26 protein-coding genes are annotated in these 25,431 nt (G+C 68.9%); 16 read left to right on the top strand and 10 right to left on the bottom strand.

Annotation, left to right across the window (positions count from 1 at the left end):
- Window positions 1-55 precede the first annotated feature (55 nt).
- On the top strand, window positions 56-370 hold the full coding sequence (locus AC0KUR_RS32920; protein WP_473376952.1) for a hypothetical protein: 315 nt from the start codon (window positions 56-58) through the stop codon (window positions 368-370).
- A 46-nt stretch (window positions 371-416) separates the two neighbouring features.
- Here the strand turns inward: AC0KUR_RS32920 and AC0KUR_RS32925 are convergent, their stop codons facing one another.
- The 3 genes from AC0KUR_RS32925 to AC0KUR_RS32935 form a co-directional block, all read right to left on the bottom strand.
- On the bottom strand, window positions 417-1,610 hold the full coding sequence (locus tag AC0KUR_RS32925) for a transglycosylase SLT domain-containing protein (RefSeq protein WP_473376953.1): 1,194 nt from the start codon (window positions 1,608-1,610) through the stop codon (window positions 417-419).
- An 88-nt stretch (window positions 1,611-1,698) separates the two neighbouring features.
- Window positions 1,699-1,893 (bottom strand): hypothetical protein, encoded by a 195-nt coding sequence (locus tag AC0KUR_RS32930; RefSeq protein WP_156444746.1) that lies wholly within the window; start codon window positions 1,891-1,893, stop codon window positions 1,699-1,701.
- 118 nt (window positions 1,894-2,011) lie between these two features.
- Entirely contained in the window at window positions 2,012-3,172 is a 1,161-nt protein-coding gene (locus AC0KUR_RS32935) for a porin (RefSeq protein ID WP_124669786.1), read from the bottom strand.
- A gap of 417 nt (window positions 3,173-3,589) precedes the next feature.
- Here AC0KUR_RS32935 and AC0KUR_RS32940 point away from each other — a divergent pair, with 417 nt between their 5' ends.
- The 4 genes from AC0KUR_RS32940 to AC0KUR_RS32955 are packed head-to-tail and all read left to right on the top strand — an operon-like array spanning window position 3,590 to window position 8,522.
- A complete protein-coding gene (locus tag AC0KUR_RS32940) occupies window positions 3,590-4,099 on the top strand; it encodes a sigma-70 family RNA polymerase sigma factor (protein ID WP_473376954.1) in 510 nt (169 codons plus the stop codon).
- Between the two features lie 3 nt (window positions 4,100-4,102).
- Window positions 4,103-5,089, top strand: coding sequence for a FecR domain-containing protein (locus AC0KUR_RS32945; RefSeq protein WP_473376955.1), 987 nt, complete (start codon window positions 4,103-4,105; stop codon window positions 5,087-5,089).
- Window positions 5,090-5,143: 54 nt separating this feature from the next.
- The gene (locus AC0KUR_RS32950) at window positions 5,144-7,705 is read left to right on the top strand and encodes a TonB-dependent siderophore receptor (RefSeq protein ID WP_473376956.1); all 2,562 of its coding nucleotides are present in this window, start codon (window positions 5,144-5,146) and stop codon (window positions 7,703-7,705) included.
- Between the two features lie 55 nt (window positions 7,706-7,760).
- Window positions 7,761-8,522 carry a hypothetical protein gene (locus tag AC0KUR_RS32955; protein WP_473376978.1) on the top strand — a complete coding sequence of 254 codons (762 nt, stop codon included), beginning with the start codon at window positions 7,761-7,763 and terminating at the stop codon, window positions 8,520-8,522.
- A gap of 15 nt (window positions 8,523-8,537) precedes the next feature.
- Here the strand turns inward: AC0KUR_RS32955 and AC0KUR_RS32960 are convergent, their stop codons facing one another.
- Window positions 8,538-9,428: a LysR family transcriptional regulator gene (locus AC0KUR_RS32960; RefSeq protein WP_473376957.1), complete on the bottom strand. Its 891-nt coding sequence runs from the start codon at window positions 9,426-9,428 to the stop codon at window positions 8,538-8,540.
- Between the two features lie 112 nt (window positions 9,429-9,540).
- Between AC0KUR_RS32960 and AC0KUR_RS32965 the strand changes: the two genes are divergently transcribed.
- Both AC0KUR_RS32965 and AC0KUR_RS32970 read left to right on the top strand, forming a co-directional pair.
- Entirely contained in the window at window positions 9,541-9,966 is a 426-nt protein-coding gene (locus tag AC0KUR_RS32965; RefSeq protein ID WP_069706049.1) for a VOC family protein, read from the top strand.
- A 130-nt stretch (window positions 9,967-10,096) separates the two neighbouring features.
- Window positions 10,097-10,681 (top strand): flavin reductase family protein, encoded by a 585-nt coding sequence (locus AC0KUR_RS32970; RefSeq protein WP_034186717.1) that lies wholly within the window; start codon window positions 10,097-10,099, stop codon window positions 10,679-10,681.
- Between the two features lie 39 nt (window positions 10,682-10,720).
- On the opposite strand, the gene AC0KUR_RS32975 is transcribed toward AC0KUR_RS32970, so the two are convergent.
- Entirely contained in the window at window positions 10,721-11,617 is an 897-nt protein-coding gene (locus AC0KUR_RS32975) for a LysR family transcriptional regulator (protein WP_473376958.1), read from the bottom strand.
- 97 nt (window positions 11,618-11,714) lie between these two features.
- Here AC0KUR_RS32975 and AC0KUR_RS32980 point away from each other — a divergent pair, with 97 nt between their 5' ends.
- Genes AC0KUR_RS32980 through AC0KUR_RS32990 form a run of 3 tightly spaced genes read left to right on the top strand, consistent with a single transcriptional unit; the run spans window position 11,715 to window position 14,722 of the window.
- Window positions 11,715-13,013, top strand: coding sequence for a CitMHS family transporter (locus AC0KUR_RS32980; RefSeq protein WP_034186719.1), 1,299 nt, complete (start codon window positions 11,715-11,717; stop codon window positions 13,011-13,013).
- 39 nt (window positions 13,014-13,052) lie between these two features.
- Window positions 13,053-14,411, top strand: coding sequence for an acyclic terpene utilization AtuA family protein (locus AC0KUR_RS32985; RefSeq protein ID WP_034186720.1), 1,359 nt, complete (start codon window positions 13,053-13,055; stop codon window positions 14,409-14,411).
- Window positions 14,411-14,722 carry an AtuA-related protein gene (locus AC0KUR_RS32990; RefSeq protein WP_034186770.1) on the top strand — a complete coding sequence of 104 codons (312 nt, stop codon included), beginning with the start codon at window positions 14,411-14,413 and terminating at the stop codon, window positions 14,720-14,722. Before AC0KUR_RS32985 ends, AC0KUR_RS32990 begins: the two co-directional genes overlap by 1 nt.
- Window positions 14,723-14,759: 37 nt before the next feature.
- On the opposite strand, the gene AC0KUR_RS32995 is transcribed toward AC0KUR_RS32990, so the two are convergent.
- Together AC0KUR_RS32995 and AC0KUR_RS33000 are read right to left on the bottom strand one after the other, a co-directional pair.
- The gene (locus AC0KUR_RS32995; RefSeq protein ID WP_473376959.1) at window positions 14,760-15,581 is read right to left on the bottom strand and encodes a carbon-nitrogen hydrolase family protein; all 822 of its coding nucleotides are present in this window, start codon (window positions 15,579-15,581) and stop codon (window positions 14,760-14,762) included.
- Window positions 15,582-15,765: 184 nt separating this feature from the next.
- The gene (locus AC0KUR_RS33000; RefSeq protein WP_473376960.1) at window positions 15,766-16,569 is read right to left on the bottom strand and encodes a helix-turn-helix transcriptional regulator; all 804 of its coding nucleotides are present in this window, start codon (window positions 16,567-16,569) and stop codon (window positions 15,766-15,768) included.
- 105 nt (window positions 16,570-16,674) lie between these two features.
- Between AC0KUR_RS33000 and AC0KUR_RS33005 the strand changes: the two genes are divergently transcribed.
- From AC0KUR_RS33005 to AC0KUR_RS33025, 5 genes are all read left to right on the top strand, one after another.
- Window positions 16,675-17,460, top strand: a complete 786-nt coding sequence (locus tag AC0KUR_RS33005) for a hypothetical protein (protein ID WP_473376961.1) — start codon at window positions 16,675-16,677, stop codon at window positions 17,458-17,460.
- Window positions 17,461-17,503: 43 nt separating this feature from the next.
- Window positions 17,504-18,310 (top strand): topoisomerase IV, encoded by an 807-nt coding sequence (locus tag AC0KUR_RS33010; protein ID WP_473376962.1) that lies wholly within the window; start codon window positions 17,504-17,506, stop codon window positions 18,308-18,310.
- A 156-nt stretch (window positions 18,311-18,466) separates the two neighbouring features.
- Window positions 18,467-20,782: a hypothetical protein gene (locus AC0KUR_RS33015; RefSeq protein WP_473376963.1), complete on the top strand. Its 2,316-nt coding sequence runs from the start codon at window positions 18,467-18,469 to the stop codon at window positions 20,780-20,782.
- Window positions 20,779-21,993: a hypothetical protein gene (locus AC0KUR_RS33020; RefSeq protein ID WP_473376964.1), complete on the top strand. Its 1,215-nt coding sequence runs from the start codon at window positions 20,779-20,781 to the stop codon at window positions 21,991-21,993. Before AC0KUR_RS33015 ends, AC0KUR_RS33020 begins: the two co-directional genes overlap by 4 nt.
- Before the next feature lie 13 nt (window positions 21,994-22,006).
- Complete coding sequence (locus tag AC0KUR_RS33025) at window positions 22,007-22,681, top strand: DUF1266 domain-containing protein (protein ID WP_034186723.1); 675 nt, start codon at window positions 22,007-22,009, stop codon at window positions 22,679-22,681.
- Window positions 22,682-22,758: 77 nt separating this feature from the next.
- On the opposite strand, the gene AC0KUR_RS33030 is transcribed toward AC0KUR_RS33025, so the two are convergent.
- The 3 genes from AC0KUR_RS33030 to AC0KUR_RS33040 form a co-directional block, all read right to left on the bottom strand.
- Window positions 22,759-23,688 carry a phosphatidate cytidylyltransferase gene (locus AC0KUR_RS33030; protein ID WP_034186724.1) on the bottom strand — a complete coding sequence of 310 codons (930 nt, stop codon included), beginning with the start codon at window positions 23,686-23,688 and terminating at the stop codon, window positions 22,759-22,761.
- 38 nt (window positions 23,689-23,726) lie between these two features.
- Complete coding sequence (locus tag AC0KUR_RS33035; RefSeq protein WP_034186775.1) at window positions 23,727-24,359, bottom strand: lysophospholipid acyltransferase family protein; 633 nt, start codon at window positions 24,357-24,359, stop codon at window positions 23,727-23,729.
- A gap of 102 nt (window positions 24,360-24,461) precedes the next feature.
- Window positions 24,462-24,692, bottom strand: a complete 231-nt coding sequence (locus AC0KUR_RS33040) for a hypothetical protein (RefSeq protein ID WP_226251760.1) — start codon at window positions 24,690-24,692, stop codon at window positions 24,462-24,464.
- A 133-nt stretch (window positions 24,693-24,825) separates the two neighbouring features.
- On the opposite strand from AC0KUR_RS33040, the gene AC0KUR_RS33045 reads away from it, so the two are divergent.
- Window positions 24,826-25,431: a CDP-alcohol phosphatidyltransferase family protein gene (locus AC0KUR_RS33045; RefSeq protein WP_034186725.1), complete on the top strand. Its 606-nt coding sequence runs from the start codon at window positions 24,826-24,828 to the stop codon at window positions 25,429-25,431.

Below are 25,431 nucleotides of genomic sequence, written 5' to 3' on the forward strand. Positions count from 1 at the left end.
CCCGGCCGGCGACGAACGCCGCCCATGTTTCGCCGGGCGCGAAAGGGAGAACCCGATGAAGAAGACGATCGCGATGATGACGGCGCTGGTTGCGGGCGCAACGTTTGCGGGATGTGCGGACATGAACACGGAGGTCTCGAGCGCAAGCGGCGCGCCGGCCGGTGCGCAGCAGGCATGCAAGGCGGACGCGGGGCAGGACGACGCGCTGGTCGGCAAGACCGAGGCCGATGCGGCGGCGCAACTGGACGGCTGCCTGTGGCGCGTGCTCGAGCGCGACGGCAAGTCGCTGCCGGGCACGATGGATTACCGGCAGGAGCGCCGCAATCTCGGCATTCGCGACGGGAAAGTGATCTGGGTCCGGCGCGGGTGATGTGACGGCGCCGGCGTGACGCGCTACCCGTGCGATCGGGGGCGCGTCACTTCGAGATGTACCACAGCGCATCCGTACTGACGCGCGAAGGCTGGGCGGCCGGTGCCTCGGCCGGCGCGGGCGGCGGCGTGTTCGACGTGATGGCCGTCGGCAGCGTGGCGGGAAGGTTCGCCGTCGATGGCGAGGCGGCCGTCGATCCCGACGTCGACGGCGTATCCAGATACCACAGCGCATCGGCCGAAGCCGCGCGTTTCGACGCCGCTCCCGCTGCCGGATTCGTTGCGGTACCGGCGGACTTCTTCGAAGCGGCGGCCGCGCCCGTCGTACCGACCTGCGCGGTCATGCCCGCGCTCCCGGCCGCCCCACGCTGCGCACGCGCCTCGAACGGCCCGAGCTGGAAGATTAACGTTTGCGCGGGACGGGTCAGGACGGCATACGGAAACTGCAGCTCCCACGACATCAGCACGCGCCCGCTCGACGTCTCGGTGAAGATCGCCGGCACGTGCTTCATGTCGCTGAACTGCACGTAGATCCGCGCGCCGTCGTCGAATACCTGGGTCGGCTTGGCCTGGTCCGCGCCTGTGACCGTCCAGCCGAAGTTGTACGTGCCGGCCGGGCCGGCGGGGCCGCCCTGCGGCGACGGAGGCGGCGGAGCCGGCGAGACCGTGCGCGGGCGCGTGACCGGCGGCGCCGACACGCTCAGGCTCGCGAACGGGTTGTACGCCTGTGCCTGTTGCGGCGGCGTGAAGGAGGGGGGCAGGATAGGCATGGGGGTATCCGGCGAATCCGGCATGGTTCGGATTGCATCATAGACCTTGCGCGCATACGCGAGGCGCTTGTCGGGCGACGCGGAGTTGTACGCGCCGATCGCGTTCCAGTTGGGGCCGAGCTGGCGGATGTTCTGCGACAGGATCCACGCGCCGACATACGCGTTCGTGCACGCATCGAACAGGCTTTCCCGCGTGATGCCCTCGCGCGCGAGCGTCGGCAGCCACGTGCTGTTGATCTGCATCAGCCCGATGTCGACCGTGCCGTTCGTATTGGTGTTGACGGCGTTCGGATTCATTCCCGATTCGACCTGCGCGATGCCGCGCATCAGGCTGACGCTCACGTGCTGGAACGCGGCCGCGTCGTCGAGGCAATCGGCCTGCGCGACACCCTGCACCGCGCACGACAGCGCGATCGTCGAGGCGATTTTCAGCGTTTCGCGGCTGATCGGACGGATGGTATGACGCGGCATGGCAGGTTGGGGCACAATCCGGGCGCCCGGTGCAAGGAAATGACGTGAGACGCGAAGTGTGCCATAGCGGGCGGGCAAATGGCTCGCGTCAAACTTTCCTTTGCATTTGCGCACGCGTTCGCCACGCATTTTTATCGCGTCGGATCACGCGGCGCGACGACATCCGACCGGTAAAAATGGCCGGATTTTCGGTGAATGCCGGTGCGACGGCGGCGATCGAAACCTGACGCACGACGTCAGCCGTCTCGTGTGCGCCGTATCGAATTGCGTGAAAGGATTTCACCGGGCCATCCCTGTCCGGCTCGAATTCGAACAAAAGCGGAAAAACAACGGCGGCCGAAGCCGCCGTTCACGTCCCGCCGCTTCGACCGGCCGCATCGCGTGCGACCGGTCGCTTCCCATCAGAAGCGGTGACGCAGGCCGAGGTTGACCATCGTCTGCGAGCTGGTGCCCGCATAGCCGTACGAACCGATCGACGCCTGCGCGGCCATCGAGCCGCCCTGGCCGTCGCCGGTCTGGCCGCTCGCATGCTGGTAGGCGGCGGTCAGGTAGACGTCGGTGCGCTTCGACAGGTTGTAGTCGGCGCCGGCCGATACCTGGTGATAGGTGGCCGACGTGTCGCCGCCCGAGCGCGTGTAGCTGTAGCCGACGCCGACGAGCAGCGCGTTCGTCGCCTGGTAGTTCACGAAGCCTTGCCCGGTGTTGTAGTGCTCGTTCGAGCCGAACACCGAGCTGGCGTCGCGGCGGTATTGCGCGTTGCTGTAGCCGAGGCCGAACGTGAAGGGCCCGGCGACGTACTGGCCCGCGATACGCGCGATGCCGAGCGAGTGGGCGCTCGCGTAGCCGCTGTTGATCGGGCCGTCGAAGGTGCCGTCCGACGAGCTGGTCCAGCCGCTGCGCAGGCCGTTCGACGCGGGGCTGTTGGTCGCGTGGAAGTAGCCGCCGGCGACGCTGAATGGTCCATTGTTGTACGACACGGCGGCCGAATACGACTGCGCGGCGCCGGTGCTGCCCGCGATGCCGCCGAACGAGTACATCGCCGCGAACTGCAGGCCCGCATAGACGGCGGACGTGTACTTCACCGCGTTGTCGACCCGGAAGCTGTTGTCGTAGTTGTCGACGTCGCCCGGCGTCGCGAACACGCTGCCGAGATAGTTGTCGGCGGTGATGCCCTGCACGAGATCGACGAGCGGGTCGTACTGGCGGCCGAACGTGAGCGTGCCGTAGCGGTCGCTCGTCAGGCCGACGAATGCCTGCCGGCCGAACATGCGGCCGCCCTGGCCCTGGCGCCCGTTGCTCGGGTCGAAGCCGTTCTCGAGCTGGAACAGCGCCTTCAGCCCGCCGCCGAGATCCTCGGTGCCTTTCACGCCGAAGCGGCTGCCGGCCAGGTTGCCCGCGCTGCTGTTGCCGAGCATCCACGCGTTGTCCTTGCCCTGCGCGTGGTTCACGTAGGTGATCGACGTGTCGATCACGCCGTACAGCGTGACGCTCGATTGCGCATGTGCGACGGGTATCGCCGCGAACGACGCGACGGAAATCAGCGAGAGGGTCGTGCGTTTCATTTCATCTCCTTGCGCATGGGCTTGTGTTCGTGATCCGGAATGGCAGGAGACTACCGAGCCGCAATGGAACGGCAAAAACGAAATTCTCCGTTGTGGTCTGACGCAGACAGGGGTGTTCTTCGAAATGCACCGTTGAGGGATTTGGATTATTGAGAATCTCGTATCAATGCGTTGGCGTTTCGTGATTTCGTCATTGCGTTTTGCGTCTCCCGCGACAATGCCGGGCAATCGAGCGGGGAATCGCGGCGATTCGAATATTGTTATTGATCCGTCAAATAATTATTGAATGAATTGAATGGGCCGGACCGCAATGCGTGTGTTAAAGACAAGTCGCCCGCGGCCGCAAGCTTGCTTTTGTATATAATAATCATTCTCATTTACAGAATCGTTGACGCCCGCGCACCCCGGAACCCGGCCATGTCCGCTGACAAGCTGTCTCTCCATCGAGAAATCGACGCCCTTTATGCCGGCCACCATGCGTGGCTGCGCGGCTGGCTGAGCCGGAAGCTCGGTTGCGCGCATCGCGCGGCCGATCTGGCGCACGACACGTTCATGCGCCTGCTCGCACGCGACGAGCCGATCGGCGCCGACGAGCCGCGCGCGTTCCTGACGACGGTCGCGCAGCGCGTGCTGAGCAATCACTGGCGGCGCGAGCAGATCGAGCGCGCGTATCTCGACGTGCTGGCGCAGCGCCCCGAAGCGCATGCGCCGTCGCCGGAGGAGCGGGCCGTCGTGCTCGAGACGCTGCTCGAAATCGACCAGCTGCTCGACGGCCTGCCGCTCGCGGCGAAGCGTGCGTTTCTGCTCGCGCAACTCGACGGCCTTACCCAGGCCGAGATCGCGCACGAACTCGGCGTGTCGCTCGCGACGGTGAAGCGCCATCTCGTGAAGGCCGGCACGCAGTGCTTCTTCGCGATGGCGGCCTGACCGATGGCCGTGCCACGCGCACCGGCGGTGCCGCCGCACGTCGCACGCCGCGCGGTCGAATGGTGGGCCGACCGGCAGTCCGGCCGCGCCGACGAGGCGTTTGACGCCGCGCTCGCGCGCTGGCGCGCCGAGGATCCGGCGCATGAAGCGGCATGGCGTCATATCGAGACGATGCAGGGCCGTTTCGGCCGCCTCGCGGCCGGGCTCGACGCGCAGGCCGCGCATGCGGCGCTGCTGCCGCCGCGTGCGGGCCGCCGCCGCGCGGCCGTGAAGACGCTGGCCGTGCTGCTGTTCGCGGGCGGCGCCGCCTGGATGGCCGAGCCCGCGCGGCGCGCGGCGATCTGGCCGGCCGACCTGCGCACGGCGGTCGGCGAGCGGCGCACGGTGACACTCGCGGATCGCACGGTCGTCGTGCTCGATACCGATACGGCGCTCGACGTGCATTTCGACGACACGACGCGCCACCTGCGCCTGTTGCGCGGCACGGTCATGGTGACGAGCGGCCATGACGATCGCGAGCCCGCGCGGCCGCTCGTCGTCGCGACCGCGCAAGGCGAGTTGCAGCCGCTCGGCACGCGCTTCGCGGTACGGCAGCGCGACGGTGCGACCCGCCTCGAGGTGTTCGCCGGCGCGGTGCGCGTGCAGCCGGCCGGCGCGACGGCCGGCACGCGCGTGATCGTGGCGGGAGAGGGGGCGGATTTCACGCGCGATGCGATCGGCGCGCCGGCGCCGCTCGATCCGCATGCGTCCGCATGGACGGGCGGCATGCTGGTCGCGTCGCGCATGCGGCTGGCCGATCTCGTCGCCGAGCTCGACCGCTATCGGCGCGGCAGCCTGCGCTGCGATGCGGCCGTGGCCGACCTGCGCGTATCGGGCACCTATCCGCTCGACGATCCCGCGCGCGTGCTCGACACGCTGAAGGCGACGCTGCCGATCGACATCCACTACCTGACCCGCTACTGGGCGACGGTCGTGCCGGCCGGTTCGTGAGCGCATCGACAAAAATTTCCGCCGGCTTGAGCTGTTTTTCGCGGTTCGCGTGACATGGGTATTGAAAGCAGCATTGGCCCATCGTCCACCGACTCTCCGCTCATGGTTTCCATCCGTCTCACGTATCGGCGCCGTCCGGCGCCCGCCCGTCATCTGCCGCGCGCGGTCGCGCCGGGCCGTCTTGCGCGCCGACTCGCCGGTGCGGTCCTGCTGTCGGCGCTGCTGCCGCTGCCCGCGCTGGCCGACACCGACGCCGACGCGGCGCCCGCGGCACAGCGTGCGCCGCGCCGCGCGTTCGACGTTCCGGCCGGCCCGCTCGAGGCCGCGCTGAACCGGTTCGGGCGCGACGCGGGCATCCTGCTCGCGTTTCCGGCCGAGTTGACGGCCGGTCTGACGAGCGGCGGCGTGCACGGCCGGTTCGACATCGACGGCGCGTTCGATCGCCTGCTGGCCGGCACGGGGCTCGTCGCGCTGCGCCAGCCGGGCGGCGGCTACACGCTGATGCGCGCGGACGGTTCGGCGGCCGGAACCGTGGCGGCCGGCGTCGCACCGGCCGCCGAGCTGCCGGCGATCAACGTGCGCACGAGTGCGTTGCGCGCCGAAAGTTATCGCGCGCCGAAGGAAGCGGGCGTGCTGCGCTCGGACATTCCACTGCTCGACACCGCGCAGGCCGTCAACATCGTGCCCGCGCAGGTGTTGCGCGACCAGCGTCCGCGCAATCTCGACGACGCGCTCGGCAACGTGAGCGGCATCACGCAGGGCAACACGCTTGCAGGCACGCAGGACACGATCATGAAGCGCGGCTTCGGCGGCAACCGCGACGGCTCGATCATGCAGAACGGCATGCCGCTCGTGCAGGGTCGCGCGTTCAACGCGGCGGTCGACAGCGTCGAGGTGCTGAAGGGCCCGACGTCGCTGCTGTACGGGCTGATGGATCCGGGCGGGATGATCAACGTCGTCACCAAGCAGCCGCAGCTCGCGCGCTACAATGCGATTTCGCTCGGCGCATCGACGTTCGGACACGGCAAGAACGGCGGCGGCGCGACGTTCGATTCGACCGGGCCGATCGGCGATTCGCGGCTCGCGTACCGGCTGATCGTCGACCAGTCGAACGAGCAGTACTGGCGCAACTTCGGCGAGAACCGGCAGACCTTCGTCGCGCCGTCGCTCGCGTGGTACGGCCGCGACACGCAGGTCGCGCTCTCCTACCAGTACCGCAAGTTCCATACGCCGTTCGATCGCGGCACCGCGCTCGATCCGCGCACCAATGCGCCGCTCGACATTCCCGCGCGGCGGCGCATCGACGAGCCGTTCAACAACATGGACGGCGAATCGCATCTCGCGCAGCTGACCGTCGATCACCAGTTCAACGCGGACTGGAGCGCGCATTTCGGCTACAGCTACAACCGCGAGACCTACGACGCGAACCAGCTGCGCACGACCGGCGTCGACCCGGTGAAGGGCACGATGACGCGCAGCAACGATGCGACGCACGGCTCGCTCAGCACCGACAGCTACGGAGTCGGCTACGTGAACGGCAAGCTGACGCTCGCGGGGATGCGTCACGACGTGCAGGTCGGCTTCGATACCGAATACCGCCGCATCTATCGCAAGGACATGCTGCGCCAGGCCGTGAAGACGCCGTTCAGCTACATCGATCCGGTGTACGGGCTGCTGCCGCCGTCGAGCACGGTGTCCGCGAGCGACAGCGACCAGACCGACACGCTGCACGATGCGTCCGCGTTCTTCCAGGATACCGTTCACCTCACCGACAAGTGGATCGTGTCGGGCGGCCTGCGCTACATCACGTACAACCAGGTCGCGGGGCGCGGCCGGCCGTTCAAGGCGAACACCGACCTGAGCGGCTCGAAGTGGCTGCCGCGCGCGGGCGTCGTCTACAAATGGACCGACACGTTCTCGCTGTACGGCAGCTACTCGCAGTCGCTGAAGCCGTCGTCGTCGATCGCGCCGATGGCGTCGGGCTACATGATCGACGGCTCGACGCCGCCCGAGGAGGCGACCGCATGGGAAGTAGGCGGCAAGCTCGACCTGCCGGGCGGGATGACGGGCACGCTTGCGCTGTTCAACATCGACAAGAAGAACGTGCTCGTGTCGCAGTACAACGACGCGACGAAGTTGACCGACTGGCGCACGTCGGGCAAGGCGCGCTCGCGCGGTGTCGAGCTCGACGTGTCGGGCAGGATCGGCGAACGCGTGAACGTGATCGCGAGTTATGCGTACATCGACGCGAAGACGACCGAGGATCCGCTGTATGCGGGCAACCAGCTGTGGAACGTCGCGCGCCACACCGCTTCGCTCGCGGCCGTCTACGACTTCGGCACGATGATCGGCGGCGACGACCTGCGCGTCGGCGCGGCCGCGCGCTATGTCGGCGCCCGTCCCGGCGATTCGGCGAACAGCTTCACGCTGCCGTCGTACGTGCTCGCCGACGCGTTCGCGACCTACGACACGCGGATCGGCAAGCAGAAGCTGTCGTTCCAGCTGAACGTGAAGAACCTGTTCAACCGCACGTACTACCCGTCGAGCGCGAACCGCTACTTCGTCGCGATCGGCGACGCGCGACAGGTGTCGCTGCTGACCACGCTGCAGTTCTGATCATGCAATCGCCGCGCGGCCGGTGCGCCGGCGCGCGGCCATGGAGAACATTCCGATGAACCTGAAGACGAAGACCGGCGCCCTGCGTGCCGTTGCCGCCGGCACGCGGCGCCGCGCGTTGCGCGCGATCGCGGGCGCGGTGCTTGCGCTGGGCGCGGGCGTATCGGCTCCCGCGTCCGCGGCCGACGCACCGGCGGCCGTCACGCGCGTCGCGATGCTCGTGCAGCTGCGCGGCCCGAACCTGAAGGCCGACGAACGCATCGGCCGGCATCTTGGCGAACGCGGCTATGCGGTGCGCCTGATCGACGAGTCGGCCACGCCCGATGCGGCGCGCGACGCGGACCTCGTCGTGATCTCGTCGACGGTGTCGTCGAAGAACGTGCAGCCCGGCTGGCGCACGCTCGACAAGCCGCTCGTGACCTGGGAAAACGACCTGCTCGACGATCTCGCGATGACGGGCAAGCGGCACGACGCCGACTTCGGCGAAACGGGCAAGGAGCGCTACCTGTGGCTCGTCAACGCACCGCATCCGATTGCGGCCGGCTTGCCGGCCGGCGCCACCAACGTGTACGGCAAGCAGGCGCCGATGAGCTGGGGCAAGCCGGGGCTCGGCGCGATCACGATCGCGACCGTGTACGGGCAGCCCGACAAGGCCGCGATCTTCGCGTACGAGAAGGGCGCGACGATGGACTACGAAGCGCTCGCGCCGGCGCGCCGCGTGATGTTCTTCCTCGACAACGATACGTTCGCGAACCTGTCGCCGGCCGGCGTCGCGCTGTTCGACGCGGCCGTCGACTGGGCGGCCGGGCGGCGTTGAGCCGCCACGCGCCGGTCAGGCAGGCCGCGGCGGCGTACTGATCCGCGACGCGGCTTCGATCAGTTGCGCCAGCTGCTGCGCCGGTTCCGACATCGTGCGCCGGGCGCGGTGCACGAGCCCGATGTCGCGGTGGAACGTGTGCGGCCCGAGGTCGATCGCGCGCACGCCGGCCGGCCAGTGGCGATACACGGCCGTCTGCGGCACGATCGCGATGCCGACACCGTTTTCGACCAGCTTGACGATCGCATCGAGCTCGTCGAGTTCGCAGGTGTCACGCACCGCGATGTGCATCTTGCGCAGGAAGCGATCGACCTGACGGCCGCCGAACGACGCGCGGTCGTAGCGCACGAACGGCTCGCTCGCGAGCAGGCCGGCCCAGTCCTTGCCCTTCACGCCGCGCGGCACGATCAGCCGGAACGGTTCCTGCGCGAGGGTCGTCCAGTGCAGGTCGCTCTGCAGCGAAAACGGCGGGCGGATGATGGCGGCCATGTCGATCTCGCCCGCATCGACCCGGTTCACCAGCTCGATCGACAGCCCCGGGATCACGCGTGTCCGGCATGCGGGATGCCGGCGATGGAAATCGGCCAGCGCGGCCGGCAGCAGCGCGCTCTGCACCGATGCGATCGCGCCGATCGTCACGCGCACGGCGGCCGGCGAGCCGGGCGCCGTCGAGCTCAGGTTGTCGTACAGGCCGAGCAGCGCCTGCGCCTGGTCGAGCACGTGATGGCCCATCTCGTTGAGCCGCGCCGACCGGCCTTGCCGGTCGAACAGCGCGAAGCCGAGCTCGGCCTCGAGCCGCTGCATCTGCGCACTGACGGCTGCCTGCGTGAGCCCGATGCGGTTGCCGGCGGCGGCGAACGTGCCTTCCCGGGCGACGGCGACGAGGGTTTTCAGCTCGCGGATCATTCATCAATTCCGTTTGTGAATCGCGAAAGTATATATTGATTTAATTTTTGCTCGACCTTGTCTACCATGGTGCCGTCCTCGCGCCACGCGAGCGTTTCCCCACGAGGCAACCATGAGTCTTTCCCCGTTTCACCTGGCGATTCCGGTCTACGACCTGCCGGCCGCACGCGATTTCTATGGCCGCGTGTTCGGGCTGGCAGAAGGGCGTTCGAGCGCGCAGTGGGTCGATTTCGACTTTTATGGGCACCAGCTCGTGATTCACGAGCATCCGAAGACCGCGTCGCAGGACGGCGCGCATACGAATCCGGTCGACGGTCACGACGTGCCGGTGCCGCATTTCGGGATCGTGCTCGACTGGCCGAGCTGGGAGGCGCTGGCCGAGCGCTTGCGCGCGTTCGGCGTGACCTTCGTGATCGAGCCGTACGTGCGGTTCCAGGGGCAGGTCGGCGAACAGGCGACGATGTTCCTGCTCGATCCGTGCGGCAATGCGCTCGAATTCAAGGCGTTCCGCGATATCGGCCAGCTGTTCGCGAAGTGACCGGCGGCGCCGTCAGCGCCGATTGAATTTGGGTGCGAGAATGCGGCCTCCGGCACGCGCGCGCAGGTGCGCAGGCCGGTGCCGCGCCGCACGGCATCCGTCCGTGCGCGCCGTTCTCCAAGGAACCCGTATGGACAGTCACATCGCTCCGGTGGCGCTGAAGAACGCCTACCGTCTCCTCAACCACGGCCCGACCGTGCTCGTGTCGGCCCGCCACGACGGTGTCGACAACGTGATGGCCGCCGCGTGGGCATGCGCGTTGGACTTCCTGCCGCCGAAGCTGACGGTCGTGCTCGACAAGTCCGCGAAGACGCGCGAGCTCGTCGAGCGCAGCGGCACGTTCGTGATCCAGGTGCCGACGGCCGCGCAACTGCGGCTCACGCATGCGGTCGGCAGCCACAGTCTCGCGGAGCGGCCGGCCAAGCTGCGCGAAGCGGGCGTCGAGCTGTTCGACGTCGACGGGCATGACCTGCCGTTCGTCGCCGGCTGCTCGGGCTGGCTCGCGTGCAAGCTGATTCCCGAGCCGCACAACCAGCAGACCTACGACCTGTTCATCGGCGAAGTCGTCGGTGCGTGGTCCGACACGCGCGTGTTCCGCGACGGTCACTGGTATTTCGAATCGGCCGATCCCGCGCTGCGCAGCCTGCACTACATCGCGGGCGGCAATTTCTATGCGATCGGCGAATCGCTGCACGTCGATCCGGACGCGCAGTAAGCGCCAGCCGACCGGCCAGGGTCGACCGGAGCGCGCGATTCACGCGCGCCTTTTCAATTCCGCCAGCATCGCTTCGGCGAACGCCTGCGCGACGCGCGGCAGCGTGCGCCCGCGCTTCGTGACGAGCGCGATCGGCCGCACGAATGCCGGGTCATCGATCGGTTTCGCGACCAGCTCGGGCTCGGCGCGCACCTCGCGCGCGGTCGCGGGCAGGATCGTCACGCCGAGGCCGCCGCGCACCATCGCGACGGCGGTCATCATGTAGGTCGGCTCGCACGCGATGTCGGGCGTGTAGCCGGCCGCCTCCAGCGCGGCGTCGACGACGCTGCGCACGCTCGTCCCTTGCGCGGTCAGCACCAGCGGCACGCCCGCGAGGTCGGCGGTGGCGACGCGGCGCTTGCGCGCGAGCGGATGATCCTTCGGGCACACGGCGACGAGCCGGTCGGCGCCCGCGTACAGCACCTCCAGCGACGCGTCGAACGTGTCGCCGCCCGTCAAGCCGAGATCGGCTTCCTCGTTGCGCACGAGCGCGGTGACCAGGCTCGCGACGCCGTCACGGATCTCGAAGCCCGCCCGCGGCACGTCGTGCCGGAACGCCTGGATCAGCTCCGGCAGCATGCTGGACGCAAAGGTCGGCAGGCAGGCGAGCCGTACCGTGCCGCTCGTGCCTTCGCCGAGCGCGCGCGCATCGCGCAGCACGCGCTCCATGTCGTCGAGCGAGCGCTGCAGCAGCGGCAGCAGCTCGCGTCCGGTCTGCGTCAGCGCGACGCTGCGGCTGTTGCGGTCGAACAGGCGCGCGCCGACGATCTCCTCGAGCCGGCGGATCTGCACGGTCAGCGCCGGCTGCGACAGGTGCAGCCGCGCGGCCGCGCGCGTGAAGTTGCCGGCGTGCGCGACGGTGACGAACGCGCGAATGTCGCGAAGATTCAGATCCATAACGGTTCGTGATTGCTGCGATCAAATCATTTCAATTGTGCTATCGCTGCGCCGACCTTACGCTCGTCTCCAACAAAAGACAAGGTAGGAGACACGGATGCTGCCGTTACTCGGGCTTGGCACGATCGTCGTGCTGCTGGCCGCGATTCTGTCGAAGCGGATGTCGCCGCTCGTCGCGCTGATCCTCGTGCCGATCGCCGCGTCGCTGATCGGCGGCTTCGGGCTGCACACCAGCAAGTTCGTCGTCGACGGGCTGAAGGGCCTCGCGCCCGTCGTCGGGATGTTCGTGTTCGCGATCCTCTATTTCGGGACGATCACCGACGCCGGCACGCTCGACCCGATCATCGACCGGATCCTGCGCGCGGTCGGCACGCGGCCGACCCGCATCGTGATGGGCACGACGCTGCTCGCGCTGCTGATCCACCTCGACGGCTCGGGCGCCGTCTGCTTCCTCGTGACGATTCCGGCCGTGCTGCCGCTGTACGACCGGCTGAAGATGGACCGGCGCGTCCTGGCCGCCGCCGTGTCGATGGCCGCGGGCATCAACTTCCTGCCGTGGACGGGACCGATGATCCGCGCGTCGGCGTCGCTGCACCTGCCGGTGTCGGCGCTGTTCAATCCGCTGATCCCGGTGCAGGCGATCGGGCTCGTGTTCGTGTTCGGCGTCGCGTACTGGCTCGGGCGGCGCGAGGAGAAGCGGCTCGGCCTGTCGCGCGACGACCCGTCGATCCCGCTGCCCAAGCGCGAGCTGACGCCCGACGAGCAGGCGTTGCGCCGGCCGCACCTGTTCTGGTTCAACCTCGTGCTGACGCTCGTCGTGCTCGGCACGATGGTCGTGATGGGCGAGAAGATCCCGCCCGCGATCATGTTCATGGTCGGGCTGTGCATCGCGCTGATGGTGAATTACCCGGACGTCGACATGCAGCGCAAGCGCATCGATGCGCATGCGCGCGCCGCGCTGATGATGGCCGGCATCCTGCTCGCGGCCGGCGTGTTCACCGGGATCATGCAGGGCAGCGGGATGCTGAAGGCGATGGCGCAGGCGGCGGTCGGGTTCGTGCCGCCGTCGATGGCTGGTCACATTCCGGTCGTGCTCGGCCTCGCATCGATGCCGCTCAGCATGCTGTTCGACCCCGATTCGTTCTACTTCGGCGTGCTGCCGGTGATCGCGGAAGTGGCCGGCCAGTTGGGCGTGCCGGCCGTCCAGGTCGGACAGGCCGCGCTGCTCGGCCAGATGACGACGGGGTTCCCGGTCAGTCCGCTGACGCCCGCGACGTTCCTCGTCGTCGGACTGTGCGGCATCGAGCTGGCCGAGCACCAGAAGTTCACGTTTCCGCTGCTGTTCGGCGCCTCGATCGTGATGACGATCGCATGCGTCGTGCTGGGCATCTTTTGATTTTCGCCGGCGGCGCGCCCGCCGGGACACGGTACCGACATGACAGCAAAGCAACCTGAACGGCGCGTGCGCATCGGCGCGGGCGCCGGCTACTCGGGCGACCGGATCGAGCCCGCGGTCGAACTCGCCGAACACGGGCAACTCGACTATCTCGTCTTCGAATGCCTGGCCGAGCGTACGATCGCGATCGCGCAGCAGGCACGACGCCAGGATCCGGCGCTCGGCTACGATCCGCTGCTCGACGCGCGGATGCATGCGGTGCTGCCGGTCGCCGCGGCGAAACACGTGCGCATCGTGTCGAACATGGGCGCCGCGAACCCGCGCGCGGCGGCGCGGCGCACCGCGCGGATCGCGCGGTCGCTCGGCATCGCGGGGCTGAAGGTCGCGGCGGTCGAAGGCGACGACGTGCGCGATGTCGTGCTGCGCGGGGCGTTCCGCTTCGAGGAATCGGGCGACGAAGTCGCCGCGTATCGCGACCGCATCGTGTCCGCGAATGCGTATCTCGGCGCCGCGCCGATCGTCGACGCGCTCGCGGCCGGCGCGGACGTCGTGCTGACCGGGCGCGTCGCCGATCCGTCGCTGTTCGCCGCGCCGCTGATCCACGCGTTCGGCTGGCGAATGGACGACTGGGACACGCTCGGGCAGGCGACCGTCGTCGGCCATCTGCTCGAATGCGCGGGGCAGGTGACGGGCGGCTATTTCGCGGATCCCGGCTACAAGGACGTGCCGAACCTCGCGCGGCTCGGCTTCCCGATCGGCGAAGTCGCGGCCGACGGCTCGGTCACGATCACGAAGGTGCCGCATGCGGGCGGCCGCGTGAGCGCGGCGACCTGCAAGGAACAGCTGCTTTACGAGATTCACGATCCGGCGCGCTATCTGCAGCCCGATGTCGTCGCCGATTTCACGCGGGTCGCCGTTGCCGAGGAGGCGATCGACCGCGTGCGCGTGACGGGCGGGCGCGGCGCCGCGCGGCCCGATACGCTGAAGGTGTCGGTCGCTTATGTCGACGGGTACATCGGCGAAGGCCAGATCTCGTACGGCGGCCCGGGCGCGCGTGAGCGCGCACGCCTCGCGCTCGACATCGTCCGCGAGCGGCTGGCGCTGACCGGCGTCGCGGCCACCGAGTTGCGCTTCGACCTGATCGGCGTCGATGCGCTGTATGGCGACGCCACGCCGGCCGCTCATGGCGAGCCGGCCGAGGTGCGCGTGCGGGTGGCCGGCCGCGCGGCGAGCGCCGCCGAGGCCGCGCGGATCGGCAACGAGGTCGAGACGCTTTATACGAACGGGCCGGCCGGCGGCGGCGGTGCGTTCAAGTCGACGCGCGAGGTGGTCGCCGTGCAGTCGGTGCTGCTGCCGCGTGCGGCCGTGACGCCGTCGTTTTCATTCGTGGAGGCATGATGCAACTGCGTGAACTCGCGCATGCGCGCACCGGCGACAAGGGCAATACGCTGAACGTATCGGTCATCTGCCGCGATCCGCGTCATTACGACCATCTGCGCGCGCATCTGGATGCGCAAGCGGTGAAGGCGTGGCTCGCGGGCATCGTGCGCGGCGACGTCGTGCGCTACGAGTTGCCGTCGCTCGGGGCGTTCAATTTCGTGCTGCGCGATGCGCTCGGCGGCGGCGTGACGCGTTCGCTCGCGCTCGACGCGCACGGCAAGTCGGTCAGTTCGGCGCTGCTGGCGATCGAGGTGCCCGACCCGGCGTGACGTGCGGCGTCGCCGCCGGGGGGCGAGTGGCGGCCCGTCACGGAATCAGCAGTTCGCGACGTCCGTCCGGGTGCGCGATGCGCTCGCCGGCGATGTGCAGGCGCTGATCGTTGCGATAGTCGTAGACCGCGCGCGAGGCGGCGAGCTGGTCGAAATCGAGCACGATCGCATGACGCGATTCGGTGTTGCCGGCTTCGAAGATCACGTTGCCGAACGGATCGACCGCGAGGCTGCCGCCGGCGAACACGATGTCGTGCGCGCTGCCGCCCACGCGGTTCGCGACCGCCGCGAACACCTGGTTCTCCATCGCGCGCGCCGACACCGATGTGCGGTGGACGTTGCGGTACGGTTCCATGTTGCCGTCGGTCACGAGGATCAGTTGCGCACCGAGCGCGGCGAGCGCGCGGCCGGATTCGGGGAATTCGCTGTCGTAGCAGATCAGCAGGCCGATCCGCACGCCGCGCCATTCGACCGTCGTATAGCGGTCGCCGGGCAGTACGACGCCACGCTCGCTTACCCACAGATGCGTCTTGCGATAGCGCAGCGCGATCCCGTCCGGCGTGACGAACACGGTCGTGTTGTAGAAGCGGCCGCCGTCGTTCTCGATCAACCCGACCACGACCGCGACGTCGCGTGCACGCGCGGCCGCGATCACCGCGCCGACGCTCGGCCCGTCGAGCGGCTCGGCGACTGCCGCGAGATTCGACGGATCGAGAAAGCCGGTGAGCTGCGCTTCGGGAAACATCACGATGTCGGTGCCGGGCGCGCAGGTCGCGATCGCTTCGAGCGTGCGCTGCAGGTTGTAGTGCGTGTCGCCGTCGCGGCCGGCGAGCTGGACGATGTCGAGCTTCAGTTTCATGGGCGGGTTCGGGGGGCGTTTGGAACGAAGTTCTAGTATGCGCCGAACCACGCGGTTGCCCATCCCGCCGACGCGTTAACCCGTCGGGGGTATTGATTTCGCGGCTGACGTACCGGAAGCGACGGCGAACAGGTCCTGTCAAGGTGGCGCGACACGGCGGCGACATCGCGCCGCCCACCGGTCGTCACGTATCGGTCTGGGCCTTCAGAAACAGCGAAAACAGTTCAGACTGCGAATTGATCGCGAGCTTGGCGTAGATGTTGCGCCGGTGCACCTTGACCGTTTCCGCCGAGATGTCCAGCTTGTTCGCGACTTCCTTGTTCGAGCGGCCGCTCAGGATCAGCCGGATCACGTCGAGCTCGCGCGCGGTGAGCGGCGTGCCGAGCCGCGCCATCGCGTGCTCGAAGCCGCTTCCGGCACCCGCGCGGGCGTGGGTCCGGCGCGACGGAGCCGGTTCGGCATGCGTGTGCTCGTACGCGAGGCGCTGGCGCATCAGCGCGGCGACCCATGGCCGGACGAGGTCGAGCAAGGCCACCTGCGCGGGACTGAAGCGCCGCTTGCTGCCGAGCGACAGGCACAGCGTGCGCGCACCGTCGAGCACGACGTTGAACTGCACTTCGTCCTCGACGACGTTGTGCGTGAAATAACGCGTGTAGTACTCGGTAGCGCGAAAGCACTCCGGCGCGACGTCGGACAGCCGGAACAGCCCGCTCGTCGGCGCGTCGCGGTTCGCGATGTAGAACGGGTCCAGCAGGTACAGCCCCTGCACGTAGTCGCGGAACAGCGGATCGGGGCCATCGCCTTCGTACGCGCATTCGGCGAACACCTGCGGGCGGCCGTCGCCGAACATCAGCGCGACCCAGCTGTCGACCGCGACGTATTCCTCGATCAGCCGGATCAGCGCGAGCCAGAAACCCGGCTGGTCGAGCGTCTCGATGAGCCGCCCGACCGAGCGGTGCCAGGCGACGTCCTGCAAGCTCAGGTTCATGCGTATGTCCGTGTCGGGCCGGCCGATGCGCGCTGGCGGTGCCGCGCCGTGCGTGTACGCTACGGGCTCGCGGGTGCTTCCCGCCCGCATCGAACGGATCATGGAATGAAGAACGAGATCGTAACGCCGGCCGGCGCGAATGGCGAGGCTGGGCGCGGCCGCCGGTTCGCGGCGCTCGCCGTGCACGTCGCGCTGGCGAGTGTCGGGGCGGCCGCCGCGCATGTGGCTCATGCGGCATCGTCCGCGTCGTGCGACGCACAGCTTACGCAACTGATCGTGCCGGCACTGCGGCAGACCGCATTCGACCGGCAGGCGATCCACGCCGAGCCCGCGGCGCTGACCGGTCAGCCGGACGGCGTGCTGGGCGTCCGGTTGTTCGTCACCCCCGACCGTCCGGGCACGCCGAACCGCGACGCGACGATCGGCTGGGTCACGCTCGACACGCATGCGCTGCGTGCGCTCGACGTGACACGCGATCCCGATCAGCCGGACGTGCTGAAGATCGACCGGCACGCGCTGTCGCGCTACGTATCGACGTGCGTCGCGCCACCGGCCGCCTCCGCGCGTACCGATGCGGCCCCGCACGGCGCCGTCGATTGCGACGCGCTGAACCGCCTCGCGCAGGCGCGGGGCGACCGCGTGCCGGGCAGCGACGCCGGGCGCGTCGTGACGGGCAAGGGGCGGCTGCCGTTCTTTGTCGCACCGGACGACGCGTGCCGGATCGACGGCCTGTTCATCGTCGAGCACGATCACGTCGACGCGCGGACCGAATACGGCCGGTTCACGGCGGTCACGTACCTGAATCCGCGCACGCATGGCATGGCCGACGGCTGGGTGCCGAGCGCGCGATTGCGACCGGACGGCACCGGCATCGCGCCGCGGCAACCCTGATGGCCCGTCCGTATCGACCTTGTCCTCCGAATCGCCCATCTCCATGAACGTCCAGAACCCGAAAACACGCGTGAAGCCATTCGCGGCCACGCTCGCCGTGCTGTTCGTACTCGCCGCGGCGGCGCCCGTTCACGCGACCGAGCCGGTCCCTCCCGCGCGTCAGCTGCAAAAATTCATCCGCGACACGTACGGCACATGGCGCGCCGATCGCAAGGGCTGGCAGCCGGATGCGGGCGACTTCATCTATTCGCCGTGCGGCGCGCTGCGCGTCGCGACGGCCGACGGCCCGCGCACGCTGCTCGCGATGTGCGGCGAGACCGAGGCGGCCGTCCAGAACGGGATGCCGGGCATGGATTCGGACGGCGCGCCGGGCACGATCGACCTGTACGTGCTGAAGCCGAGCCAGAACGGCGGCACGCTCGAGCCCGTCGTGAAGAAGACGGATATCGCGTCGGGCAAGCGCGGCGAGCCCGGCACCGTCCGCATCGAGCGGCTCGGCCCGCACTTGTTCGGTTTCGTGATCGGCGACGGTGTCACGCTGCAGGGCTATACGCAGGCGAGCCGGTCGATCTGGCTGCCGCTCGGCAACGCGATCGTCGAAGCCGCGCCGCGCATCAACGAAACGATGGACAACGGCGGGTCGCTCGATTGCGATCATGCGAAGTCGCATTGCGAGCGCCGCACGTTCGCGATCGTGCCGGATACGACCGGCGCGGGCGACGTCTATCCGCTGACGGTCACGGAGACGGGCGAGCGCGGCGGCAGGGACGTCCATGCGCGCTACACGGTGAGGTTCGACGCGGCGCGCGGGCGCTACGTGGTGCCGAAGGCGCTGCGGGAGGGGTACTGAGCGGGGCGCGTGCCGGCAGGTGTCGTCGGCTTGATTCGCGCGTCGGTCCTGATAAGCTATCGCGATTCCGAGATGGAGAAGTCGATGACTCCCAGCGCCGATACAACAACGACGACAACAACGATGCCCGTCACGGGCCAACAACTCGACACCCTGATGAATCGGCTCGAGGCCGATCTCGAGGAGAGCGATTCGAGCCGTGAAACCGATCTCGCGGCGAGGTTGCGCGCGCAGCCGTTGCGTGCCGATACGCTCGACGCGGTCGCACGTCTGCACACGCTGTGGATGCACGCGGGCGATCCGGCCGCCGCACGCGCGGTGATCGACGTCGACGGCGCGCTCGTCCACGAGGCCGCCCCGCCCGACGCGCGGCCCGATATCCGCATGCAGCTCGCGCTGTACCGATTGCAGGTCGGTCATCACCTGCGCGAGCACGATTCGGTCGCGCAGGCGATCGGCGAGATGCACGAGGTGGTGCGCACGTCGCCGACGCTCGACGCCGAGCGTTATGTGCGATTGCGCATGCTGGATACGCTGGAGCGCGACGGCGCGGCGCATTCGCTCGATGCGATCGAACTGCGGCATGCGCTGAACGGCGCGATTGCCGGGCGGGCCCGGTTCCGCGCGTGGGACGAAGCCGACCGGCAATGCCGGCGCGCGTGGGCGCTGCAGCGTCTCGACCGTGCCGCCGACGCGCGCGCGGCCGCCGAAGCCGCCGTGGCGGCGCTCGGCTCGGCCGCCGCGGATCAGGACATCGACGCGTACGACTGGCTGCGCATCGGCCACGCGATCATCGAGATCGCGCCGCTGCAGCTCGATACGATCCGGCAAGCCGTCGAAGCGCGCGTGGCGGACTGGGCGTTGCCGCCGCGTCGGGAGGTGGAGGTCAGGGTCGCACGGCTCGCCGCGCGTGCGGCGCGCGCGCAGGGCGATCTCGACGGGGCGCTCGCGCAGTGTGCATTCGCGAGACACAGCCTCGAGTCGGACGGCGGCGACGATTTCGTCGAATATGAACTGCCGTGGCTGATCGAAGCCGGTCGATTCGACGAAGCCGGCCGCCGTGCATTCTTCCATGTGTACCAGATCGAAGGCAGCATGCTCGACACGGTCGGGCACATCGTTCACGCGCGGCTGGCCGACCCGTCCGACACGTCGGTCTGGTGGCCGCTGTGCGTGATGCGCGCGGCCGGCTTCGGGCCGACGCTCGAGCGGCTGATCGAACTGGGCCAGCAGTGGCGCGACCCGCTGGCGTCGGGCTCGCCGGTGCATGCGGCGCTCTTCGCCGCGCTCGGCTCGCTCGATGGCGACGCGCGGCGTCATGCGATCGCCGACGCCGCGCGCGAGCTTGCCGCGCAGCGCGCGCCAGGCCATCCGTGGATCGCGCGGCTCGCGGCGGCCTACGACGGCGAAAACGGCCGGATCGACGCGACGACGCAGGCGGCGCGACTGCTCGCCGCCGCGCAGGAAGGCGACCTGCACGACAATCGCACGGCATTCGTGCTGTTCGGCGCGCGGATCCGCGCGCTCGGCGTCGCGGCCGCGCTGAAGCTGCCGCCGCCATCGCTGCCGAGCGGCCTGTGGAGCTATGCGTTCGCGGTGTCGATCGAGGACGAGGTCGACGACGCGCTCGAAGCGCTGCCGGCGGCGCAGCGCGATGACGTGCGCGCCGACCTGGCACGCCTGCAGACCGCGGTGTACGAGCAGGGGCGGGCGTGCATGGAGCGCTTCTTCGAGACGGGCAACGGGCACCCGTACGATGCGTGCGCGCATCTGTATTCGATGCTGTGCAACAACCTCGCGATTCTCTATCGCGGGGTCGAACGGTACGACGACTCGCTGCAGCTGCATCGCAACGGCATCGCGGCGAGCCCGTTCGCCGAGCATTACGACGGCATACGCTACGTGCTCACGTGTCAGGGCAAGGACGACGAGATGCTCGAAGCGGCCGAGCAGCTGTGGCACTACGCCGCCGAAAACGGATACAGCCGGCACGGGCCGAACGGGTACCTGCGCGACGTCGTGCGTGCGCTGTCGCGCGTCGAGCGATCCAACGAAATGCCGATCTGGCTCGAACGTCTCGTCGGCTGGCAGCGCGATAACGACCAGGTCGACGGGAACCTGCCCGCCGAGGCGTTGAGCGCGCGCTTCATCTTCGCGACCTACATGACGGCGTCGCATCCGGACCAGGCGGCCGCGTTGTACGACGCCGCACGCGCGCAGGCGATCGCGTCGAGCGACCTGAGCGTCCAGCTCGACGCCGGCAACGCGGCGTATCAGCTGCGTCGCGATGCCGACGTCAAGCGCTTCTACGAACATGTGCTGGCTGCCAACCCGCACGCGGCCGAACCGCTCGACCTGAACGTCGAGCTGATCGAGCAGCGGATCCGCGAGGCGAGCGGGCTGGCGCCGGCAGCGGACGCGGACCCCGTGCCCGCCGCGTCGAACAAGCGCTGGTGGAAGTTCTGGCAATGACGGCCGCGCTTCGGCGAGCCGGCTATGCGCCGCGCAATGCGCTGAACGCGGATGCATTGAAAGCCGCGATCGCGGCGCGCAGTACCGCGCGCGGTGACGCGGACGCCGTGCGCGCGTGGCTGCTTAACCATTTCTACCGGCATGTCGTCGCGAATTTCGAACCGGCGCGTACGATCGCATCGCTCGACGATGCGCGGCACGCGCTGGGGCACGTCGCGCCACCCGAGTGGGTGGCCCGCCGTTTCGGTCCCGCCGCGAAGATGGCGGGCGCATCGCGCGCCGATGCGCCGGCCCCCGTCGTATGGGTCGATCCGGCCGATCCGGCGCTGCTCGTGCTGGAAGCGACGCTCGTCGAGTTTCTCGAATCGCGCAAGGGCACCGGACTCGAGGGCAAGCTCGACCGGATCAACTGTCCGCAGGCGCTCGCGTTGTGGGAGCACGAGCATGCGCGGATGGTCGCGCGCGTCGCACGCGGCTGGCGCGAGAGCCGGCCCGAGGCGCTGCGCACGTGGTGCGACACGCCCAACGGACGTTTCGTCGAATTGTTGCCCGACAGCGGGCTGCTGCGCGAGGAAATGGCGTTCGAGAGTTACGTGATGCGTCACTGCCTCGGCCAGTTCGCGGATCGGCGCGCCTTGACGGGCGGCTACGGCGAACGCTACGCGCGGGCGATCGAGGCACGCACGCTGCGGCTCCTGAGCTTTCGCGACCCGAACGGCCAGCCGCACATCACGATCAGCGTCGCGATACGCGCGGACGGCGGCCTGGACGTCGATCAGGTGAAGGGCAAGCAGAACCGGCCGCCGATCGAGCGCTACGTCGGCGACCTGCTGACGTGCCTGAATGCGCTCGGCACGACCGATCGCACGCCGGACGACTGCATTGCGATCGGCGTCGTGCGCACGGCGTCCGGCTGGTGCCGGATCGAGGACGTGACCGAGGCCGCGGCGCAAGCGCGACTCGTCGCCCGTCATCCGCAACTGTTCGCGCGGCTGGCGGCGCCGACGCCTGCCGTCGAGTGGCTGGTGGCGGCACGGCAGCCCGAGCTGTTGTCGCAGCGGCCGCCGCGCGCGGCTTCGGTGCGTTATGCGGTGCGCGCGACGGCGCCGCAGTCGCAGCCGCCGTCGGTCGATGCCGCGGCCGGGTTCGCGACCGAGGGTGTGTCGTGGCCCGGGTACGACGGGCGCGGTGCTCAACGGCCGGGCAGTTGAAGGCGCCGCGACCATGACACTGAAGCTGATCGTCGCGCTGTTCATCCTGTGGCGCATCGTCCGCTACCTGCGCCGGCGCGGCCGCGCGCGTGCGTCGGTGCTGTCCGCGCGCAAGCACTGGGCGCTGCTGCTTGCGCATCCGTACGTGGAGGCGACCGAGTTCTCCCGTTTCAGCGATGCCGATGCGAGCCGCGTGGGCGACGACACGCGCCGGTTCCTGCGCGCGCAGATGCTCCACCAGATGGAATTGCGTACCGACGCGACGGACGACGACGCGCGCGCGCATCTGGCGAGGGTGCTGGAAACGCAGTGGTTCCGGGCCGATCTCCACGCGCTGCACGCCGACGACGAACCGCGCGCCGCGCTCGCGTTCGCCTGCGCGCGGATGGCCTTCTTTGCGCGCGCCGCGATGCTGATGGGCTGGGCCGAGCCGGACGTCGCGTGGCGCGTGCTGCTGCTCAATGCACAGCGTGCGCAGGATTGCTTCGACGGCTGGGAGGATTTCGGCCGCGCGTACGTGGCGGGCCGCAAGCAGTGGGTCACGGCGTTTCGTGCCGATCCGCTCGGTCGCGCGGTCGACGAGGCGGCCGTGCAGCGATGGCTCGCGCCGGCCGACGGCGCGTGGGGGCGGGCGGCCTGGCCGGGCCTCGCGACGTTCGATCCGGAGCCGGTCGCCCGACCGCGTTGATGCCGTCGCCGGCCGGTTTGCGTCGATGCATTCGTGCGGCGGCGCCGGCATGTCTGATGCGCCGGCGCGGCCGCGCGTCACACGTACAGATAGCGCACGAGGTGGAAGAACACCGGCGCGGCGAAGCAGATCGAGTCGACGCGATCGAGCATCCCGCCGTGGCCGGCGATCATCGAGCCCCAGTCCTTCGTGCCGAGCGAGCGCTTGACGGCCGACAGCACGAGCCCGCCGACGAAACCCGCGATCACGATCGCGAGCGAGATCCCGAATGCCGCGCCGAAGCTGAACGGCGTCACGCGATACAGCGACGCGCCGCACAGCGTGGCCAGCAGCCCGCCGCCGACGAAGCCTTCGACCGTCTTCGACGGCGACAGCTGCGGCGCGATCTTGCGGCGCCCGAACAGCTTGCCGACGACGTATTGCAGCACGTCGCTGATCTGCACGACGAACAGGAAGAAGAACAGCAGCAGCGCGTTCTGCCCCGCGTAGCGCGGAATGTCGAGGATCAGCACGGCCGGCGCATGGCTCAGCCCGTACACGCACACCATCAGCGCCCAGTTGATCTTCGCGTTGCGGCTGAGGAATTCGCGCGTGTCCTGCGTGAGTGCCGAGACGAGCGACATCGCGAAGAACAGGTGGACGGGCACGAAGATCGAATACATCCCGTACCAGTTGATGCCGAGCAGCAGGTACTGCACGGGGATCGCGATGAAGAACGCGATGAAGAGCGTCGTATGGTCGCTCGCCGTGGTCGGCGTGAGCGTGATGAACTCGCGCAGCGTCAGGTACGACAGCAGCGCGAACACGAGATACGTGACGTTGTTGCCGAGGCCGATCGCGACGGCCATGATCGCGATCATCGCCCACCATGCGCGGATGCGCTGGTTCAGGTTGGCGATGGTCGCGTTCTGCCCGCCGCTGCGCGCGCCGAGGATCGCGCCGATCACGGTCGCGACGACGAGCACGCCCGTCACGCCCGCGACCAGTTCCCAGAAGAGGGTTCGCATGGTTGATATCCGGAAAAGGGGAGAAGAGGGCGCCGCGTTCAGCCGGCCGGTCGTTGCGGCGGCGCGAGCGCGATGACCGCGTCGCGCATGCGGGCGAGGAACGTCGGCTTGTCTTCCTGGGCGTCGAGCGCGTCGTTCGCACCGAAATGCACCTTGCAGATCAGCGGCACGGGCCAGATCGCGCCCTTCGGCATGATGCGCTGCAGGTTCTCGAGGTAGACGGGCGCGAGCGCGACGTTCGGGAACTCGGTCGCGAGATGGAACAGCCCGCTCTTGAACGGCTGCGGCAGCACGTCGGCGCCGCGCGTGCCTTCGGGGAAGATGATGATCGAGTGGCCCTGCCGCAGCGCGTCGCGCACGGGGTCGAGCGGGTCGCCGCCCGATTCGCGGTGGCGGTCGATCAGCACGACGTTCAGCAGTTTCCGCGCGATGTGCCGCTTCAGGTCGCTGCTGTCCCAGTAGTCGCGCGCGGCGACCGGCCGCACGACCGCGCGCACGTCGCGCGGCAGCGCGGCGAGAATCGCGAGCGTGTCGATGTGGCTCGTGTGATTCGAGAAATAGATCTTCTGCGTCGGGGACGGCGGCGCCTGATGCCAGACCGGATACGCGCCGGCGACGAGCCGCACGATGGACAGCAGGAAATCGCGCTGCCAGACGTTGAGAATGTTCATCGGCGCGACGCCTCCTGCCTGCATGCACGGCCCGCTGCGCACGCGCGGCGGGCGGAACCCCGGAATGCCGGCGCGGCAGGATGCGCGCCGGACGGCTCTTGTTTAAATTTTTTCAAATTCGTGGCTGCCTGTCGCAGGTCCGCGATAATCGGACGATTCGCCGTCGCACGCTGTTGCGTCGCGGCGAATGCGCCGGTCGGCGGCGTGATAATCGGCTGTTGCACGAGTGCCCGTCTGCAGTTCGAATGGATCGCGCCGCGATCGGGCCAGCGGATTATCGCGAGTTTCGCCGAAAAACGCCAGATTGGCGCCGCGCGGGCGGGCCGAGCGCATGCTTGACGCATCGGGGCCGCTCGGCGACGATTAGGGCCGTCCAATGAAGGCCGACCGAGGCCGACCAAGGCCGTTACGCCGCCCGGGGCATGGCGGCGGGAAACGTATCCGATAGCGCCGCGCAAATAAAACGATGAGCCTCTACGCACTCAAACCCAAATTCCAGAACCGTCTGCGTCCGTTCGCGGATTCGCTTGCCGCGCGCGGGGTCACGGCCAACCAGGTCACGCTGTTCGCGGCCGGCGGCTCGATCGTCGTCGGCGCGCTTGCCGGGCTCGGCGTGTTCGCCCGCGCGCTGTTCCTGCTGATTCCGCTTTGGCTGTTCGCGCGCATGGCGCTCAACGCGATCGACGGCATGCTCGCGCGCGAGCACGGTCAGAAGAGCACGCTCGGCGCGTACCTGAACGAGCTGGGCGACATCGTGTCCGACGTCGCGCTCGTGCTGCCGTTCCTCGCCATTCCCGCGTTCGCTCCGGCGGACGTCTGGCTGTTCGCGCTGACGGCGGTGATCGTCGAGTGCGCGGGGCTGATCGGCCCGCTCGTCGGCGCGACGCGCCGCTACGACGGCCCGTTCGGCAAGAGCGACCGCGCGCTGGCCCTCGGCGCGTTCGCGCTGTGGATCGGCCTCGGGTTCCCGGTCGGCGGCGTCGCCGCCTGGCTGTGGCGGCTGCTGATCGTGCTGTCGATCGTGACGGCGGTGCGGCGCGTACGGGCCGGGATCGCCGAAGCGGGCGGCTGA

This window comes from Burkholderia sp. YHN3-13, assembly GCF_055810675.1.